At 68.6% G+C, this 15,850-nt stretch carries 16 protein-coding genes; 10 read left to right on the forward strand and 6 right to left on the reverse strand.

Going from position 1 to position 15,850, the window contains the following annotated elements:
• The first annotated feature begins 25 nt into the window (after window positions 1-25).
• The 5 genes from hpaB to AB0N89_RS20730 all read left to right on the forward strand — a co-directional run bounded on the left by hpaB (window position 26) and on the right by AB0N89_RS20730 (window position 5,543).
• On the forward strand, window positions 26-1,486 hold the full coding sequence (gene hpaB / locus AB0N89_RS20710; RefSeq protein ID WP_364206725.1) for a 4-hydroxyphenylacetate 3-monooxygenase, oxygenase component: 1,461 nt from the start codon (window positions 26-28) through the stop codon (window positions 1,484-1,486).
• 154 nt (window positions 1,487-1,640) lie between these two features.
• The gene (locus AB0N89_RS20715; RefSeq protein WP_364206727.1) at window positions 1,641-2,087 is read left to right on the forward strand and encodes a Fur family transcriptional regulator; all 447 of its coding nucleotides are present in this window, start codon (window positions 1,641-1,643) and stop codon (window positions 2,085-2,087) included.
• Between the two features lie 33 nt (window positions 2,088-2,120).
• Window positions 2,121-4,355 carry a catalase/peroxidase HPI gene (gene katG, locus AB0N89_RS20720; protein ID WP_364206729.1) on the forward strand — a complete coding sequence of 745 codons (2,235 nt, stop codon included), beginning with the start codon at window positions 2,121-2,123 and terminating at the stop codon, window positions 4,353-4,355.
• Between the two features lie 89 nt (window positions 4,356-4,444).
• Window positions 4,445-5,200, forward strand: coding sequence for a ZIP family zinc transporter (locus tag AB0N89_RS20725; RefSeq protein ID WP_364206731.1), 756 nt, complete (start codon window positions 4,445-4,447; stop codon window positions 5,198-5,200).
• Window positions 5,201-5,351: 151 nt separating this feature from the next.
• A complete protein-coding gene (locus AB0N89_RS20730) occupies window positions 5,352-5,543 on the forward strand; it encodes a hypothetical protein (protein WP_364206733.1) in 192 nt (63 codons plus the stop codon).
• An 8-nt stretch (window positions 5,544-5,551) separates the two neighbouring features.
• Here AB0N89_RS20730 and AB0N89_RS20735 read toward each other — a convergent pair whose 3' ends face one another.
• The 4 genes from AB0N89_RS20735 to AB0N89_RS20750 form a co-directional block, all read right to left on the reverse strand.
• Window positions 5,552-6,991, reverse strand: a complete 1,440-nt coding sequence (locus AB0N89_RS20735) for an alpha/beta fold hydrolase (RefSeq protein ID WP_364206735.1) — start codon at window positions 6,989-6,991, stop codon at window positions 5,552-5,554.
• 100 nt (window positions 6,992-7,091) lie between these two features.
• Entirely contained in the window at window positions 7,092-7,547 is a 456-nt protein-coding gene (locus tag AB0N89_RS20740) for an ester cyclase (protein WP_364206737.1), read from the reverse strand.
• Entirely contained in the window at window positions 7,544-8,440 is an 897-nt protein-coding gene (locus AB0N89_RS20745; protein ID WP_364206739.1) for a hypothetical protein, read from the reverse strand. The genes AB0N89_RS20740 and AB0N89_RS20745 overlap by 4 nt, the downstream gene beginning before the upstream one ends.
• 117 nt (window positions 8,441-8,557) lie before the next feature.
• The gene (locus tag AB0N89_RS20750; protein ID WP_364206741.1) at window positions 8,558-9,568 is read right to left on the reverse strand and encodes a hypothetical protein; all 1,011 of its coding nucleotides are present in this window, start codon (window positions 9,566-9,568) and stop codon (window positions 8,558-8,560) included.
• 192 nt (window positions 9,569-9,760) lie between these two features.
• Between AB0N89_RS20750 and AB0N89_RS20755 the strand changes: the two genes are divergently transcribed.
• From AB0N89_RS20755 to AB0N89_RS20770, 4 genes are read left to right on the forward strand one after another with little or no spacing between them, the layout of a single operon-like run.
• Complete coding sequence (locus AB0N89_RS20755) at window positions 9,761-11,161, forward strand: fatty acid desaturase (RefSeq protein ID WP_364206743.1); 1,401 nt, start codon at window positions 9,761-9,763, stop codon at window positions 11,159-11,161.
• The gene (locus AB0N89_RS20760; protein WP_037338602.1) at window positions 11,158-11,352 is read left to right on the forward strand and encodes a ferredoxin; all 195 of its coding nucleotides are present in this window, start codon (window positions 11,158-11,160) and stop codon (window positions 11,350-11,352) included. The genes AB0N89_RS20755 and AB0N89_RS20760 overlap by 4 nt, the downstream gene beginning before the upstream one ends.
• A gap of 2 nt (window positions 11,353-11,354) precedes the next feature.
• Complete coding sequence (locus AB0N89_RS20765) at window positions 11,355-12,563, forward strand: FAD-dependent oxidoreductase (protein ID WP_364206745.1); 1,209 nt, start codon at window positions 11,355-11,357, stop codon at window positions 12,561-12,563.
• Between the two features lies 1 nt (window position 12,564).
• On the forward strand, window positions 12,565-13,200 hold the full coding sequence (locus tag AB0N89_RS20770) for a TetR family transcriptional regulator (RefSeq protein ID WP_364206747.1): 636 nt from the start codon (window positions 12,565-12,567) through the stop codon (window positions 13,198-13,200).
• A gap of 206 nt (window positions 13,201-13,406) precedes the next feature.
• Here AB0N89_RS20770 and AB0N89_RS20775 read toward each other — a convergent pair whose 3' ends face one another.
• Window positions 13,407-14,387, reverse strand: a complete 981-nt coding sequence (locus tag AB0N89_RS20775; protein WP_364206749.1) for a metalloregulator ArsR/SmtB family transcription factor — start codon at window positions 14,385-14,387, stop codon at window positions 13,407-13,409.
• A 66-nt stretch (window positions 14,388-14,453) separates the two neighbouring features.
• Between AB0N89_RS20775 and AB0N89_RS20780 the strand changes: the two genes are divergently transcribed.
• Complete coding sequence (locus tag AB0N89_RS20780) at window positions 14,454-15,641, forward strand: MFS transporter (RefSeq protein ID WP_364206751.1); 1,188 nt, start codon at window positions 14,454-14,456, stop codon at window positions 15,639-15,641.
• Here AB0N89_RS20780 and AB0N89_RS20785 read toward each other — a convergent pair.
• Complete coding sequence (locus AB0N89_RS20785) at window positions 15,628-15,849, reverse strand: hypothetical protein (RefSeq protein ID WP_364206753.1); 222 nt, start codon at window positions 15,847-15,849, stop codon at window positions 15,628-15,630. The genes AB0N89_RS20780 and AB0N89_RS20785 overlap by 14 nt on opposite strands.
• Between the last annotated feature and the right edge of the window lies 1 nt (window position 15,850).

The following is a 15,850-nucleotide window of genomic DNA, read 5'->3' on the forward strand; positions in this document are numbered from 1 at the left end:
ACGTTCATCCGAAGAGGAGCACGACATGGGAGCCCGCACCGGACAGCAGTACCTCGACAAGCTCAACGCGATGACGCCGGAGTTGTACGTCGACGGCGAGAAGGTGACTTCGAAGGTCGCCGAACACGCGGCCTTCCGCAACAACGCGCTGACCTACGCGAAGCTGTTCGACCTCCAGCACGATCCGGCGCACCGCGATGTCCTGACCTACGAGTCGCCGACCACGGGGGAGCGGGTCGGAACCTCGTTCCTGGTGCCGCGCACCGAGGAGGACCTCAAGCGCCGCCGGGCCGCGTTTTCCGTGTGGGCGGAGTATTCCAACGGTTTCCTCGGCCGGACCGGCGACTACATGAACTCGTCACTCACCGCGCTTTCGACCGCGAAGAAGTTCTTCTCCCGGGCCGATCCCGTGTACGGCGAGCGCATCGAGAAGTACTACGAGATGGCGCGCGAGAACGATCTCCTCGCGACGCACACCCTGATCCCGCCGCAGGTCAACCGCTCGGTCTCGGGGAGTCAGCAGGGCGGCGGAAACCTTTCGGCGAAGGTGGTCGAGGAACGGGAGGACGGCATCGTCGTCCGCGGCGCCCGGATGCTCGCCACGATCGCGCCGATCGCCGACGAACTCCTGGTGTTCCCGTCGACCGTGCTGCGCGGCACCCCCGAGGACGCGCCCTATTCCTACGCTTTCGCCGTTCCGAACGACGCGCCCGGGCTGAAGTACTTCTGCCGCGCCGGACTCGACCACGGCCGCTCGGCCTTCGACGAACCGCTCGCGTCCCGGTTCGAGGAGATGGACGCGGTCGTCGTGTTCGACGACGTCTTCGTCCCGAACGAGCGGGTCTTCCTGCTGGGGCATCCGGAACTGTGCAACGCCTGGTACTCCGAGACCGGGGCGGGCGCGCTCATGACCCACCAGGTCGTCACCCGCACGCTGGCCAAGACCGAGTTCTACCTCGGCCTCGCGAGCGAGATCGCCGCCGCGATCGGCATCGGCGGCTTCCAGCACATCCAGCAGGACATGTCGGAGCTGATCTCCTACGTCGAGATCGAGAAGGCCGTGCTGCGCGCGGCGGAGGCCGACGGCAAGCTGAGCGAGGACGGCGTCTTCCTGCCCAAGTGGGAGGTCCTCAACGCCGCGCGGAACTGGTACCCCACGAAGGTGTCGCCGCGGCTGACCGAGATCATCCGCAAGTTCTCCGCGTCCGGTCTCATGGCCCTTCCGGGTGAAGCCGACTTCGACGCGGACGGCCGTCCCGACATCGACACCTACCTGCAGTCGGCCACGCTTCCCGCCAAGGACCGCGCACGGCTGTTCAAGCTGGCGTTCGACGCGTCGGTGTCGAGCTTCGCCGGGCGGGAGTCGCTGTACGAGTACTTCTTCTTCGGCGACCCGGTGCGGATGGCGGGTGCCCAGGTGAACGCGTACCCGAGGGAGGCGCTGCAGGAGCGCGTGCGGGAACTGCTGGCCCGCGACGAGGGGTAAGGCCGACCACGGCGCAAGTCCGTGAAGGCCTCCTTGAGGGACCCAGAGTCCCTCAAGGAGGCCTTCACGGAACTTCGGCGGACGAGGGGTGAGACGGACACGCCCGGGATGCCGTCAACTTGATTCATTCCAGAAAATGGGCCAGACTGCGCCCGTGCCCACCACGCCGGACTTCGAACGGATGCTGCGCGGGGCCTCCCTGCGCGTGACGCGTCCCAGGGTGGCCGTGCTGACCGCGGTGCGCGACCACCCGCACGCCGACACCGACTCGATCATCGGTGCCGTGCGCGCGGAGCTCGGAGAGGTCTCTCACCAGGCCATTTACGACGTGTTGCGGGCACTGACCGCCGCGGGCCTCGTCCGGCGGATCCAGCCGTCGGGGTCCGTAGCACGCTATGAGTCCCGGGTCGGGGACAACCACCACCACGTCGTGTGTCGATCATGTGGTGTCATCGCCGACGTCGACTGCGCCGTCGGTCCCGCACCCTGTTTGAGCGCGTCGGACGACCACGGCTTCGTGATCGAAGAGGCCGAGGTCATCTATTGGGGCCTGTGCCCCGATTGTGCCAGCGCAAACCCCGCGATCGAACCCCGTTCCTGAGCCCTGCAAGCTCTGATCCTCGGAAGGATTCCCGTGTCTGACAGCCCGGACGCCGTCGTCGGCGAAATGAACGAAGAGAGCGCGGGCGGCTGCCCCGTCTCGGCGGGGCGACGCAACCACCCCACCGAAGGCGCGGGAAACCGTGACTGGTGGCCGAACCAGCTCAACCTGAAGATCCTCCGGAAGCACACCGCCGCTTCCGACCCGATGGACGCCGGGTTCGACTACGCCGCCGAGTTCAAGACCGTCGACCTCGACGAGCTCGCCAAGGACGTCGACGCCGTCCTGACCACTTCGCAGGACTGGTGGCCCGCGGACTTCGGCCACTACGGCGGCCTGATGATCCGCATGGCGTGGCACAGCGCGGGCACGTACCGCATCGAGGACGGCCGCGGTGGCGCGGGCGCCGGCATGCAGCGCTTCGCCCCGCTCAACAGCTGGCCGGACAACGGCAACCTGGACAAGGCCCGCCGTCTGCTGTGGCCGGTCAAGAAGAAGTACGGCCGCAAGATCTCGTGGGCCGACCTGATGATCTTCACCGGCAACCGCGCCCTGGAGACCATGGGCTTCAAGACCTTCGGCTTCGCCGGTGGCCGCGCCGACGTCTGGGAGCCGGACGAGGACGTGTACTGGGGTCCCGAGCGCACCTGGCTCGGCGACGAGCGCTACAGCGGCGACCGTCAGCTCGAAGGCCCGCTGGCCGCCGTGCAGATGGGCCTCATCTACGTGAACCCGGAAGGCCCGAACGGCAACCCGGACCCGCTGGCCGCGGCTCGCGACATCCGCGAGACCTTCCGCCGCATGGCGATGAACGACGAGGAGACCGTCGCGCTGATCGCCGGCGGCCACACCTTCGGCAAGGCGCACGGCGCGGCCGACGCCGACAAGTACGTCGGTGCCGAGCCCGAGGGCGCTTCGATCGAGGAGCAGGGCCTCGGCTGGAAGAACTCCTTCGGCAGCGGCAAGGGCCGCGACGCCATCACCAGTGGCCTCGAAACCACCTGGACCTCCACACCGACCCAGTGGAGCCACGGCTTCTTCCAGAACCTCTTCGGCTACGAGTGGGAGCTGACCAAGAGCCCCGCCGGCGCCCACCAGTGGCAGCCGAAGGACGGCGCGGGCGCGAACACCGTGCCCGACCCCGAGACCGGTGAGCTCAAGCGCCCGCCGACGATGCTCACCACCGACCTGTCGCTGCGGTTCGACCCGGTCTACGAGCAGATCTCGCGTCGCTTCCTGGACAACCCGGACGAGTTCGCGGACGCCTTCGCCCGCGCCTGGTACAAGCTGACCCACCGAGACATGGGTCCGATCCAGCGCTACCTCGGCCCGCTGGTCCCGCAGGAGACGCTGATCTGGCAGGACCCGGTGCCCGCCGTGGACCACGAGCTGGTCGACGACGCGGACATCGCCTCCCTCAAGGAGAAGCTGCTCGCTTCGGGCCTGTCGGTCTCGCAGCTGGTCTCGACCGCCTGGGCGTCCGCCTCGACGTTCCGCGCCAGCGACAAGCGCGGCGGCGCGAACGGTGCCCGCATCCGCCTCGAGCCGCAGCGCGACTGGGAGGTCAACGAACCCCAGAAGCTGGCCCAGGTGCTGCAGACGCTGGAAGGCGTCCAGGAGGCGTTCAACAGCGCCCAGACCGGCGGCAAGAAGGTCTCGCTGGCCGACCTGATCGTCCTCGGTGGCGTCGCGGCCGTCGAGAAGGCGGCCAAAGACGGCGGCCACGACGTGACCGTGCCGTTCACCCCGGGCCGCACCGACGCGACGCAGGAGCAGACCGACGTCGAGTCGTTCGCCCCGCTGGAGCCGACCATCGACGGCTTCCGCAACCACCGCGGCAAGGGCCACCGTCTCCCGACGGAGTACCTGCTCATCGACCGCGCGAACCTGTTGGACCTGAGCGCGCCCGAGCTGACCGTCCTCGTCGGCGGTCTGCGTGTCCTCGGCGCCAACGTGCAGGAGTCGAAGCACGGCGTGTTCACGGACAAGCCGGGCTCGCTGACCAACGACTTCTTCGCGAACCTGCTCGACATGGGCGTGCGGTGGACCGCGGCGAACGGCGACGAGGAGACCTTCGAAGGCCGCGATTCCGCGACCGGCGAGGTCAAGTGGACGGGTACCCGGGCCGATCTCGTGTTCGGCTCCAACTCCGAGCTTCGCGCGGTGGCGGAGGTCTACGCCAGCGACGACGCCAAGGAGAAGTTCGTCCGCGACTTCGTGGCGGCGTGGGACAAGGTCATGAACCTCGACCGCTACGACGTGGCATGATCCGAGCCTGAACTCCGGCTTGACACCGGGCCGGCCGCAGTTCGCGGCCGGCCCGCTGTGTTTTCACCGGACGAAAGGAGACGGTTCGCGTGTGGGATCTGCTGGCGGCGGGCGGCTGGGGCCTGCTGGCCGGGTCGGCGTTGCTGGTCGGGGCGATGCTGGGTTTCCTGGTCCGGATCCCGACCAAGGCCGTGGCCAGCGTGATGGCCTTCGGCAGCGGCGTGCTGATCTCCGCCGTCTCCTTCGAGCTGATCGCCGAGGCGCACGAGAAAGGCGGTTTCCTCCCGACCGCCCTCGGTGCCTTGGGCGGCTCGCTGATCTACACCCTCGCCAACATCGCGCTCGCCCGGCGAGGCGCCCGGCATCGCAAGCGTTCGGGCGGCCAGCAGCCGTCCGAGAGCGAACAGGCGGGCTCCGGCACGGCCATCGCGCTCGGCGCCCTGCTGGACGGCGTCCCCGAATCGATGGTGATCGGCACCAGCCTGCTCGGCGGCGGAAGTGTCAGCGTCGTGACCGTGGCCGCCGTGTTCATCAGCAACGTCCCGGAAGGACTGTCCAGCGCGGCGGGGATGAAGCAGGCGGGCCGGACTCCGCGCTATGTCTTCACACTCTGGAGTGGTATCGCCGTGATCAGTGGCGTGGCGGCCCTGCTCGGGTACGGCGTTCTCGGTGGCGCCTCCGGTGCCGTCCTGGCCGTGATCACCGCGATCGCGGGTGGCGCGATCCTCGCCATGATCGCCGACACGATGATCCCCGAGGCCTTCGACGACGCGCACCTCTGGACCGGGCTGATCACGGTCGCGGGCTTCCTCACCGCGTTCGGCCTTTCGCGCATCGAGGGCTGAGCGAGGGTGAGCCCGGACGGGCGCTCGACATCACGCGTTCGGCGTAGTCGAAAAGCACGCGCCCGAAATGACGGATAGCACTGGATGCGGGGGCCGTGCTGACGGAGGATTTCGCTGCCGACGTACCACCGAACGCCTGGGAGCGAGTCGCATGAAGAACGAAACCACCGAAAATCTCCGTTTGCTCTTCTCCGGCCTCGGGATCGACACCGCGAGGGCCGGTGGCGAGGTCGACCTCGTCATCGACCGCTTCGACAACTGGACCAACAAGGCCCGGGTGGACGCCTTCAGATGCTTCACCGGCGCTTGCTGCGTCGTTCCACCGCTGGCCGAAGCCAAGTGACTCGCTGATCACCCGGCGGCCGGCGGCGGGATCGGCGCTCCGGCGCAGGATCCGCCGTCGGCCTTGCCGGTCGAGAAGAACTCGACCGCCTTGCTCGCGCAGGGGAGCGAGGACAGCGAACCGTGGTGGTCGTCCTCGATGGTGAGCAGGGTGCCGCCGATCCGTTCGCGCATGGCCACCGCCCACCCGATCGGTGTGACCGGTTCGTAGGTGTGCCCGACCAGCTGCAGCGGACTGGTTCCCTGCGTGAAGTTCCACGGCTGGACCGGCAACGGCCAGCCCGCGCACCGGCCGTTCCAGATCCCGGGGCTGGCGACGGCCGGGTAGGCGCGGATGCGGTCGAGCCTGCGCTGCCAGATCGTTTCGAAGTCGCGCGGGCCTTCGGAGGCGTTGCAGAGGATCGCCGTCTGCTGAAAGGTGTTGGACCCGTTCGGATCCACGTCCCAGCCGAATCCGCGACCTTGCCCGGACGCGGGTTCCGTGGCGGGAGTGCCACCGTCGCGCAGGGCCGCGAGCGCCTCGGCCGCGTTCGCCCACTCGCGGCGCGGACCGGCGAGGTGGTTCGTCACCGTCTCGCCGTGTTGGTCGCGGAGCTTCAGGAGCGCGTCGAGCACCGCGGGCTGAGTGACGCCGAAGTGGTAGACGGCGTCGTAGCGGGCGATCCATCCGGCGAACTCCCTGGCGGTGACCTCGCCCGCCGCGACCATCGCGTCGTCCATCGCACCGATGTCGAAGCTCGGCGACATGACCGAGTCCAGCAGCATGCGGCCCACCCGGGCGTCGAACGCGGTGCGGTAGGCGGCGCCGAGCGCGGTGCCCCAGGAGACGCCGTAGAAGCCGATCTTCTCCTCGCCCAGCGCCTCCCGGATCCGGTCCATGTCGCGGGCGACGTTCTCGGTGGTCAGGTTGCGGACGAACTCGGGGTCGGCGGCGACGCAGCGCTGGTTGACCTTCGCGTCCCGGTCGAACACGAACCGCGCCTTTTCCTTGTCCGGCAAAGAAGCCGGCGGTTCGGCGTCGTCACCGGGAAGCGGCGGGCAGGCTACGTCGGCGCTGTAGTCGACGCCGCGCGGATCGAAGCCGATCAGGTCGTGATCCACGCCGATCCCCGCTGCTTCGCTGTCGGTGATCCACCGCGGCTCGTGGATCCCGGACTGGCCGGGGCCGCCGGGATTCAGCAGCACCACACCCTGTCGCCGCGCGGGATCGGTCGCCTTCCGCCGGGACACCGCGATGCCGATCTTCCGCTCGTCCGGCTTCGCGTAGTCGACCGGCACGCTCACCATGGCGCATTCGGTGCGCTGGTCGTCGGCGGGTTCCCAGCCCTTGGCGACGTCCTTGCAGAGTTTCCAGTCGAGCGAGGCGGGTGACGCGGAAGCGAGCGCCGGCGCCGTCAGCGCGGCCATCGTCGTCGCGAGCAACACGATCGCGACCCGGTTGCGGGGCATGGGCGGTTCTCCAAGGGCTCGACGGCGGGACGTCGTCAGCCTCGCCGCGCGCCCCGTCCGTCCACATCGGCCGATCGGCCGAGGCGCACCGGCCGTTGGTTCAGACCTCGCCCGAGGCCAGCAGCGTCAGCAGTTCGGCGTGCCCGGCCTGGGTGATGAGGCTGGCGGCGTCGAAATAGATACGCTCGTTGGTAATCCTGTCCCCGTCGAAGAAGAACACCGCGATGATCGGCACGCGGAACGCCTTGCCGGTGGGCGGACGGCCGTAGAACTCGCCGAGGTTGGTGCCGAGCAGGTCGAACTCGACGATGACCGATTCGTCGGCGAAGTGGTAGCGGACGTTGTCGTGCCGCTGGTCCGGGAAGGCCGTGCGGGTCATGCGGTAGTACCCCATGACCTCTTCGTCGCCGTCGAAGATCTGCCCGGTCGCCATGATCTCGTAGTGCGGATGGCCGTTGAAGGTGCCCAGGGTGCGGTCGAACTCCTGGGTCACCTCCGTGTCCATGTGCTCTTCGATGATCTTGTGGCGGCGCTCGCGCAGGTCTTCGCTGATCACTGGTCCTCCGGGTCGTTGCTGGTCGCGATGCGGAGCCTACCGCCCGCGGCCTCGTCGTCGGTTCCGTAGAGGAGCGTGCCGCACGAGCGTGAGAGGCAGGTCATGGCCTCGATCTTGTGACCGGGGAAATCGCCTATCGTCGTCGGGGCAGGGGAGAGGGCGATCGAACCGTCGGGGCGGAGAACGCCCGCCGCGTACACGGCCGAGTCGAACGGGCCGTCGTCCCCGGGGTCGGAGGCGGCCGAGATCAGGACGCGGTCGTCTGCGGTGATCTCGACGTCCGAGGTGTGCCGGACGTCGGTGGTGGGATACGGGACGCGGAACGGCTGCGACTTCGGCTTCCCGAAGGACAGTTTTGAGACCGAGAACTCCGCGGAGAAAAGCGTGGCCGGGCGGGCGTCCTGACCCCGGTCCGCCCAGACGGCGAACAACCGGTCATTCACCTTTTTCAGGGCGAAACCCTCGTAATTGTCGTCCGGGTCGCCCTTCGGTACCCGGAACGTGCCGAAAACCTTCAGCCGCCGGTCTTTCAGCTTGATGTGAAAGCCCTTGCCGCCGCTGGCCAGCGCGATGAATTCGCCTGTCCTTCCCGGAACGGCTTCGGCTGCTTCCAGATCGACCGGGAGTTCGCCCGGCCAGTCGATCTTGTCCACCTTGGACACTTTGCCGCTATCGAGCCGTACCCGGACGGCTCGGTTCTCGCCCGGCTTCTTGTTGTCCCTCAACACCAGCGCGTCGACCCGCTCGCCGTCCTTGTCGAGAACGGCGACACCGCTCGCGCCGGAGGTCATCCCGGTTCCGATGGATTCCCAGCCGTCACCCGCCAAAGCCGTCGACGGCAGGAGCAGCGGGAGGGTCAATGCCGGAAGAATCGCGAGAGAGGCGAATTTCATGCCGACAAACTAGTCCAGGAACGGGATCGCGCAAAGGCCGGAATCGATGCATCGGTCGGGGTGGTCGTGAGTGGTAAGTGACGTTCTAACGCGACTTACCACTCACGACCCCGGTGCTCAGCCGCAGGAAAGGGAGCCGGCCCGGAGCGCGTGGCCGCCTTCGTTCCCGTCGTCGGCCCAGACCACCTGCTTGCTCCCGGAGGCGCAGGTGGGCGAGATGGCGAAACCTTCGTTGTTGTAGTTCTTCATCGCGCTCGGCCGGTTGTAGGTGGCGGTCACGGCGAATTTGCCCTGCGTGCCGACGGAGAGCGTCGTCAAGTTGCCGTCGCAGTTGTCGTCGCAGACCGCCCACAGCTTGCCGGACGAAGCCTCGTATTCGAGCTCCATGATCGAGTCGAGCCCGCTCGCGAAGCTCGCGACGCGGGTGTACTTCCCGCCCGCCTGGTCGAGCGCGTAGGCGTAGATCATCCCGTTGCTCTCGAGACCGACGAGGTAGAGGCCGGTGCCGTGGCCCGGGTAGGTGCTCGGGTTGTACGGCGCCTTCGTGCGCTCGTCCACGAAGCCCTTCGCGGTGAGGGCGCTGTCCGGGATCCATGAGACGGCTTCGAGCCCGTCGTTGGCCGAGACCTTCGGCAGGTCCGCCGTCAGATCCCATTCGGCCTTGGCGGTAAGGGTCTTGGCTGAGCCGGAGACGTCGTAGCGGAGCACCTTGAGTGTGCTCTTCTTGTCGTTGTCACCGTCGCGTTCGGTGGCCGCGACCACGCCGTCCGGGGTGGCGACGACGGCTTCTGCGTCAGGGTCGCCCTTGCCGCTGCGGTAGCGCAGCGCCTTGCCGGACGACCAGCCGTTGGCGGTGTCCGGCTTCCACTTCGTGCCGTTGCGTACGAGGCGGTACAGCGTGCCGGGACCGTTCTTCACGGCCCACAGGACGTCGGCGCCTTGGAAGGACAGACCGCTCATGTTGCCGCCCAGAACGTCGGAATCGTCGGCGTTCGACACGGCTGAACCGCCTGGCCAGGGGCTGTTCGCCGTGGGGCTCGCGACGGCGGTCGTGGCGGGCAGGACCAGCAGGGCCGCGGCGACGGTGGCGACGGCGGCGGGGCGGATCCGGCGAGGTGATCGGGGCATTCGCGCTCCTTCGGGGCGGACGAAGTGGGTCGCGGCGTGTCGTCACAAGTTAAGTAAGTTTCCTTACGAATACAAGATATCGCCAATCTCTCACGAAATGAAGCAACGGCGGGTTTACAAAAAGTGTCGGCTTGTCAAACCGGGTGTACATCACCTACAGTTTTGTAAACCCAGCCAACGGAGGAGGGTGCGATGAGCGAGATGACGGGCACGATCCCGGCGGGCTCGACCGAAGGATGGACCGATCGCAAGCGGTATCTGTGGCTGATCGGCCTGGTGGTGCCCTCGCTCGCGTTCCTCGCCATGGGCCTGTACGCGGCCACCGGCTGGGGCGTGTGGTTCTGGATCGGGCCGATCGTCATCCTCGTGGTCGTCCCGCTGATCGACCTGATCGCCGGGCTGGACCGGGACAACCCGCCGGACGACGTCATCGAGCGGCTGGAGAAGGACCGCTACTACCGCTGGATCACCTTCGCGTTCCTGCCCATCCAGTACGCGGGTTTCGTGGCCGCGTTCTGGCTGATCGCCAACGGGGATCTGTCCGTCGTGGACAAGATCGGCCTGGCGATCTCGATCGGCTGCATCGGTGGCATCGGCATCAACACCGCGCACGAACTCGGGCACAAGAAGGAAAGTCACGAGCGCTGGCTGTCGAAGATCGCGCTGGCGCAGAGCTTCTACGGCCACTTCTACATCGAGCACAACCGCGGCCATCACGTCCGGGTCGCGACTCCGGAGGACCCGGCCAGCAGCCGGGTGGGGGAGAGCTTTTACCGATTCTGGCCGCGCACGGTGTTCGGCTCGCTGAAGTCCGCCTGGGGCCTGGAGCGCAAGCGGTACGCCCGGCGCGACCGGCATCCGTTCCGGATCGGCAACGACGTCCTCAACGCCTGGCTGATGTCCGCGGTGCTGTGGGCGGCGCTGACCGTGTGGCTGGGCCCGGGAATCCTGCCGTACCTGGTGATCCAGGCCGTGATCGGCTTCTCGCTGCTGGAGGTCGTGAACTACATGGAGCACTACGGCATGCGGCGGCAGAAGGTCGGCCCGCCGAACCGGCGACGCTACGAACGGGTCGACCCCAGCCACAGCTGGAATTCCAACAACATCGCCACCAACGTCCTGCTGTACCACCTGCAGCGGCACAGCGATCACCACGCCAACCCGACCCGCCGTTACCAGACCCTGCGCGATTTCGCGGAATCTCCGGTCCTGCCGACGGGGTACGCCGGGATGATCGTGCTGGCGCTGATCCCGCCGGTCTGGCGCCGCGTGATGGATCCGAGGGTGCTCGCGCACTTCGACGGTGACATCTCCCGCGCCAACATCCAGCCGTCGAAGCACGGGAAGATCCTGGCGCGCTACGGAACCCGCGTCACGGCGCCGTCCAGGGCGGCCGAAGACACGCACGGCGACGCGACCGAGGGCGGGATGTGCCCGGGCTGCGGCTACGTCTACGACGAAAAGCTCGGCGACCCGCGGGAGGGTTTCCCCGCCGGCACGCCTTGGTCGTCGATCCCGGATTCGTGGTGCTGTCCGGACTGCGGGGTGCGGGAGAAGGTCGATTTCGTGGCACCGGGAAGGGTCGGAGCATGATGAAGATCGAGGCGGACCGCGCGAAATGCGACGGGCTGGGCATGTGCGAGGCGATGGCGCCCGACTTCTTCGAAGTGGGTGACGACGGCACGGTCGTGGTGCTCGACGAGCAGCCGGGCGAGGAGCACCGGCAGGACCTTTCGGCCGCCGTCGACGCTTGCCCTGTCCTCGCCCTCAAACTGCGGGACTGACCATGGCACTGGTCGTCGTGGGAGCGTCACTGGCCGGACTGCGCGCGGTGGAGGCCGCCCGGCGGGACGGGTACCGAGGGCGGATCGTGCTGATCGGCGCGGAAGAGCATCCGCCGTATGACCGGCTCCCGCTGTCGAAGGCGTTCCTCGACAAGGAAGGTTCCGGGGACGTCGAGCCGTTCCACACCGAGGCCGCGTTGCGCGACGAACTCGGCGTCGACTTGATGCTCGGCGCGCCCGCGGACGGGCTCGACACCGCCGCTCGCGAGGTTTCGGTGGCGGGCACGACCGTTTCCTACGACGCTCTGGTGATCGCGACCGGCGCCACCGCGCGGCGGTTGCCCGGCAGCGAAGGGATCGCCGGAGTCCACACGCTGAGGACCGCCGAGGACGCCCTGGCCGTCCGGGCCGCTCTCGACGGCGGGGCGCGGACGGTCGTGATCGGGGCGGGTTTCATCGGTTCGGAGGTCGCCGCGGCCGCCCGGAAGCGCGGGCTGCCGTCCACGATCGTCGAGGCGCTCGACGTCCCGCTCACGCGATCTGTCGGGGCCGAGGCCGGTGCGATGTGCGCTTCGCTGCACTGGGAGGCGGGCACGGAGCTGCGGTTGTCCACGCAGGTCACCGGTCTGGAATCCGGCGACGGCGCGGTGACCGGTGTCCGGCTTTCGACCGGTGAAGTGCTGCCCGCGGATCTCGTCGTCGCCGGCATCGGTGTCGTCCCGGCCACCGGCTGGCTGGCCGGGAGCGGGGTGCCGCTGCACGAGGGCGACGGCGGAGTGGTCTGCGACGCCACGCTCGCGACCGGGGTGCCCGGCGTGTATGCCGCCGGGGACGTCGCCCACGCCGAGAACCCGCTGTTCGACGGCGAATTGATGCGGCTGGAGCACTGGACGAACGCCGCGGAGCAGGGTGCCGCGGCCGCTCGTCACGCGCTGGCACCGGAGTCGGCGCGGGCGCTGGCTCCGGTGCCGTACTTCTGGTCGGACTGGTACGACCACCGGATCCAGTTCGTCGGCACCCCGCGCGCGGACGAGGTGGTGACCGCGATCCCGGCGTCCGGCGGCTTCACCGCGTTGTACCGGCGCGGGGACCGGATCGTCGGCGCGCTCACCCTCGACCGGCCGCGCGAGATCATGAAGTACCGCCGCCACATCGCCGGGCGGGCGCCGTGGCCCGAGGCGCTGGCGTTCGCCGAGTCGACGGCAGCCTAGAATGTCGATCATGAGCGAGGCCCCCTCCGCCGCGGCCACGGGTGGTCCGTACCGGCAGCCGATCGTCGCGTCGGCGATCGAGCTGACCGTGCGTTCCGGCTGGGCCTCGGTGACGATGAGCAAGCTCGCGGAGATCGTCGGGGTCAGCCGTCAGACCGTGTACAACGAGCTCGGCTCGAAGACCCAGCTGGCCGAAGCGATGATCTCGCACGAACTCGCGCGGTTCCTCTCGGTCGTCCAGGACGCCTTCGAACGGCACCCCGATGACCTCGTCGAGGCGATCCACGACGCCGTCCGCGGCGTCCTCGAACTCGCCGACGACAATCTCCTGCTGCGCGCCATCGTCTCGGCCACACACGGCGCCGACACCGAACTGCTGCCGCTGCTGACCGTCCGGGCGGGTAGCCTCCTGAGCGAAGCGACGATCATGCTGCGCGGTCGCGTCCGCTCCTACGACCCGCCGCTGGACGGCGAGCATCTCGACGTCGCCATCGACGTCGTGGTCCGGACGGTGCTGAGCCACATCATGCAGCCGTCGGACACCCCGGCGCGCACGGCCGACGCGCTGGCGTGGATGGCTTCGCGGGTGCTCGGCGCCAGTACGAGCCGCTCACTCCGGCATCCAACGCTGGATTAGGGCCGCCGTCTCCGCCGCGCTGAGGCGGGTGCTGTCGATACGCACGTGGGTCGCGGTCGAGCCTCGTGAGATGGGCGATCACGCGTGATCAGACGGCGAACACTCGTGATCAGAGACGGATCTCTCGTGATCAGACGGCGAACACTATGAACGCCGTCTGATCACGTGAGTCACGCCTTCGCTCACCTCGGGTCGATCTCTGAGCGTCAGAGCAGGCGCTCGCCGAGCGGGGTCGTCAGGTACAGAACGCTGCGGCCGGTGCGTTCCCGCGCGACCAGGCCGCTGTCCCGCAAGACCTTGAGGTGCTGCGAAACGGCGCTCGGAGTCACGCCGAGAGCCTGCGCCAGGTCGGTCGTGGTCGCGGGGGAGGACAGCGCCGAGAGCAGGTCGGCCCGCGTCTTGCCCAGCAGCCGTACCGCGCTGGACCCGGGTGACCGGGTTCCGGCCGCCCACAGCGCGCCGGTTCCCCGCGCCGGGTAGCGGATCGTGGTCTGGGTCGAAGTGTTCTCCTTGACCAGGACGTACGGCGACCCGAGGACGACAGGCATCAGGACGAGCCCGCCCGGCCCCCGCGTGATGACACGATGCTGATCGCGCCACCGCTCGCCCGCCAGAATCACCCGATCGTCGCGCCAGCGCAGATCCGGATGCAGGTCCGCGAACAACCGCTCGGCACCGCCCGCGGTCAGGGCCCGGGCGTGGTACGCGACATCGGCGTCCAGCACCGCCCGGATCCGCGGCCAATGCGGTGCGACAAGGCGGTCGTGAGCACGGCGCAGTTCCTCGGCGACCTCTCGCAGACCCGACACGGGATCATCGGCGAGGCGCGCGGCGGCGGGAGGAAGTTTTTCGCCGAAGACCCGGCCGAGGCACGCCCTCACCCGGTCTTCGGGGGTCCGCTGCAGCGCGCTGAGGTCGTTTTCGAGGGAATCCCCGGAGTCCCGCGGCGCCGGTACGAGGAACTCGGGCCAGCCGAGCCTGCCGGTCACGAGCAACCGCCAAGTCCGTGAAAGGCCGAGCGGCTCGCGATCGAGTTCCTCGCGCGCCCACCGAAGCCAGGGCAGGTTGACCGCGTTCCGGTCGATCCCGGCGAGCTGCTGCAAACCGGCCACGGTCTCGGACAGCGGCGAGATCGCGAACCGGGTCGCGGCCAGTTCGGCGACACCGAGTTCGAGGGTCATCGGCATCGCCCGAGTATGTAGCCCGGAGCTAAATGGTGTCCCCGGAACGCCGGACGTCACCACGATCCGATCATGTCCGACTTACCCCGCGCCTACCGGCGACTGTGGTGGGCCACCGGGATCGACAGCCTCGGCAACGGCGTCTTCGCCGCCGCGTTGCCGTTGCTGGCCGTGACGGTGAGCCACGACGCGAGAGACGTCGCCCTGGTCTCCGCCGCGACGTATCTGCCGTGGCTTCTGCTGTCGCTCACCGCCGGTTCCGTCGTCGACAGGGCTGACCGAATCACCCTCCTGTGGCGAACACAGACGCTCCAAGCCCTGATTGTCGGCGTGCTCACCGTGCTCGTCGCGGCCGAGCTCGTCACCGTGCCGTTGCTCGTCGTCCTCGCGTTCGCCCTGGGGTCTTGCGACGTCTTCTACGACAACGCCGCGCAAACAGCGCTGCCGGATCTCGTTCCGAAAGCCCTGCTGCACCAGGCAAACGGCAGCCAGCAGGTGGCATTGGTCGTCGGCAGGCAGTTCCTGGGCCCGCCTCTCGGGAGTTTGTTCTTCGCGCTCGCCTGGACACTCCCGTTCGCCGTCGACGCCGCGTCGTTCGTCCTCGCCGCCCTGCTGCTGGCCAGGCTGCCCAGACGACGACAAGCGGCCTCGGAACAGGTGAAGGTTCTCGATGGCCTTCGCTGGCTGACGAGACATCGCCTGTTGCGCACTCTCGCCTTGCTGCTCGGCGTCAACACCTTCTGCGGTCAGTTCGGGAACGCGACCCTCGTGCTGTTCGTGACCGACGCGCTGCATCTCGGCGCGGGATCGTTCGGTCTGCTGCTCGCCGGGGCGGCGCTCGGTGGGATCTCGGGCGGTCTGGTGAGCGCGCGGCTGGTCGCCCGCCTCGGCGACCTTCGCGCGCTCCTCGTCTCGCTCGCCGTGAACGCCGTCGTCTTCGTCGGCATGGGGTTCAGCCCGAACGTCGCCGTCCTCGGCGGGCTCTTGGCGGTGAGCGGATTCGTGACGACGATCTGGAACGTCGTCACGGTCAGCGTCCGGCAGCGGGTGGTGCCGTCGTCGCTGCTCGGCCGCGTCAACAGCGTGTACCGGCTGCTCGGCTGGGGACTGATGCCGCTCGGCGCGCTGACCGGCGGAGTGCTCGCGCACAGGTTCGGGCTTCGTGTTCCTTACCCTGTCGCGGGTGTCGTCCGCGGCCTCGCGCTCGTGGCTGCGCTTCCCGTGCTGATCCCGGCGATGCGGGAAGCTACTCCTCGGTGAGCTCGGCCAGCTGATCCGCGGCGTCCTGGTTACCGCGTTCCGCCAGCCGGCGCAGTTCGTCCAGCGCGCCCAGTTCGGTCGCCGTTTCGATCAGCTGGTCCGCGGCGTCACTGCTGCCGCCGTCGGCCAGCTGCCGGAGTTCGTCCAGGTCGGCTCGCTCGGCGGCGTCCTGGATGCGCTCGTCGATGGAGTCCCGGTCCTCGCTCATG

Source organism: Amycolatopsis sp. NPDC089917, from assembly GCF_040684635.1.
Taxonomy (GTDB): domain Bacteria; phylum Actinomycetota; class Actinomycetes; order Mycobacteriales; family Pseudonocardiaceae; genus Amycolatopsis.

Bases quoted from the DNA above. Each gene is read 5' to 3' on its own strand.
- hpaB (WP_364206725.1), top strand. From the start codon at position 26: ATGGGAGCCCGCACCGGACAGCAGTACCTCGACAAGCTCAACGCGATG.
- AB0N89_RS20730 (WP_364206733.1), top strand. From the start codon at position 5,352: ATGAAGAACGAAACCACCGAAAATCTCCGTTTGCTCTTCTCCGGCCTC.
- AB0N89_RS20735 (WP_364206735.1), bottom strand. From the start codon at position 6,991: ATGCCCCGCAACCGGGTCGCGATCGTGTTGCTCGCGACGACGATGGCC.
- AB0N89_RS20745 (WP_364206739.1), bottom strand. From the start codon at position 8,440: ATGAAATTCGCCTCTCTCGCGATTCTTCCGGCATTGACCCTCCCGCTG.
- AB0N89_RS20750 (WP_364206741.1), bottom strand. From the start codon at position 9,568: ATGCCCCGATCACCTCGCCGGATCCGCCCCGCCGCCGTCGCCACCGTC.
- AB0N89_RS20755 (WP_364206743.1), top strand. From the start codon at position 9,761: ATGAGCGAGATGACGGGCACGATCCCGGCGGGCTCGACCGAAGGATGG.
- AB0N89_RS20760 (WP_037338602.1), top strand. From the start codon at position 11,158: ATGATGAAGATCGAGGCGGACCGCGCGAAATGCGACGGGCTGGGCATG.
- AB0N89_RS20765 (WP_364206745.1), top strand. From the start codon at position 11,355: ATGGCACTGGTCGTCGTGGGAGCGTCACTGGCCGGACTGCGCGCGGTG.
- AB0N89_RS20770 (WP_364206747.1), top strand. From the start codon at position 12,565: ATGTCGATCATGAGCGAGGCCCCCTCCGCCGCGGCCACGGGTGGTCCG.
- AB0N89_RS20775 (WP_364206749.1), bottom strand. From the start codon at position 14,387: ATGCCGATGACCCTCGAACTCGGTGTCGCCGAACTGGCCGCGACCCGG.
- AB0N89_RS20780 (WP_364206751.1), top strand. From the start codon at position 14,454: ATGTCCGACTTACCCCGCGCCTACCGGCGACTGTGGTGGGCCACCGGG.
- AB0N89_RS20785 (WP_364206753.1), bottom strand. From the start codon at position 15,849: ATGAGCGAGGACCGGGACTCCATCGACGAGCGCATCCAGGACGCCGCC.